Annotated in this window: 2 protein-coding genes; both read right to left on the minus strand. The window is 43.9% G+C overall.

Annotated elements, in window-relative coordinates; genetic code table 11:
• Positions 1–318: 318 nt before the first annotated feature.
• Entirely contained in the window at positions 319–681 is a 363-nt protein-coding gene (locus tag QUB12_RS37335) for a DUF5615 family PIN-like protein (RefSeq protein WP_333143917.1), read from the minus strand.
• A gap of 3 nt (positions 682–684) precedes the next feature.
• Positions 685–1,023 carry a DUF433 domain-containing protein gene (locus QUB12_RS37340; RefSeq protein ID WP_333143916.1) on the minus strand — a complete coding sequence of 113 codons (339 nt, stop codon included), beginning with the start codon at positions 1,021–1,023 and terminating at the stop codon, positions 685–687.
• Between the last annotated feature and the right edge of the window lie 359 nt (positions 1,024–1,382).

Consider the following 1,382-nt stretch of genomic DNA (forward strand, 5'->3'; position numbering starts at 1 on the left):
GGCTGGAAACGCTATGTACGGACTGATTACCGTGATTCACGTTTCAACGAATCGCACCCTCTCGCGTCATGCCCTTTGTCTCTTGCTAGGATTCATTTTATTGTGACAGGAATTTTTGGCATTGAGGCGAGAAACCGGGTTTCTCTGAATTTTTTGGTTGGGTGACGATAAATATCGAGAGAAACCCGGTTTCTGAGATTTACGCATGGGGCGAGAAACCGGGTTTCTCTGAATTTTTTGGTTGAGTGACGAGAAATATCGAGAGAAACCCGGTTTCTGAGATTCACGCATGGCCTATCCCCCGCGCATAAGTCCCGTTTATGTTAAAGGAAGATGGACGATCCGATCTTGATATTCATCATCGAACGAACCATAAGCAATCAAAATCAATTCCTCAATATTTTGCCCAATACTTAAATCTGAGTTCAAAATAAAAATCCCTGGAATATGCCTACCTTCAGCTATATGATCTACCAAATGCACGGGCATTGACTTGCGGTTGTTCGTCACCAAAATAAAGTTATGCTCTTCACACCACACCAAGATATCAGGATCGAGCGTACTTTTCGGAGGCGTACCGATGTCACCCACCGACCAAACTACTAAATCAGGCCGTTTCCGGTGAAGCTGTGTAGCATAAACGGGAGTAACATTCTCATCCATCAAATATTTAAACGCCATTTCTCAATCACTCTGGTTCGCGGTTTGCTTTGCCCATTCTGCTTTCAATTTTCGCAATCTTTCGGCAGCCGGATGGGGATTTGCTGCTTGCATTTTTCGCTGCTGGTGCGACCACTCCAACCAGTCTTCCAAATATCGACTTACTGCTTCTTTGTTCTCCAAATAATACAAAATAGTCGCATAAACCTCTGCCAAAGTTAGAGATGGATAGAATTGCTGAATTTCTTCGGCGGTGCGTTCCCGATGCAGGTACTCGTACAGTACCGTCTCAATCCCGATGCGGTGTCCTTTAATGCGAATATCATCTGGTGCCAAGAAATCAAAATACTCATTCAATTCCATATCTAAAATTCCTCTTTTAGCTATTTACTATTATACTCGCGATCGCCCAAATTTAAAATGCTTCATCCTGCCAGATGAGGGCGCTCGAAACACGATCGAACTGTTGTTAAATTTTCGCTGGGGATGGGTGAAGCATAGAGAAACCCGGTTTCTGAGATTTAAGCATGGGGCGAGAAACCGGGTTTCTACGAATTTTTGGTTGGGTGATGAGAAATATCGAGAGAAACCCGGTTTCTGAGATTCACGCATGGGGCGAGGAGCCCGGTTTCTACAAGCTTTTAGCGGGACTTAAACAAATTTTAAGCCCAAACAAAGCCTAAACTGGCTTTATAAGCGGAGAATACGTCCCAATTTTGGTT

Source organism: Microcoleus sp. B7-D4, assembly GCF_036705125.1.
Classification (GTDB): domain Bacteria; phylum Cyanobacteriota; class Cyanobacteriia; order Cyanobacteriales; family Microcoleaceae; genus Microcoleus.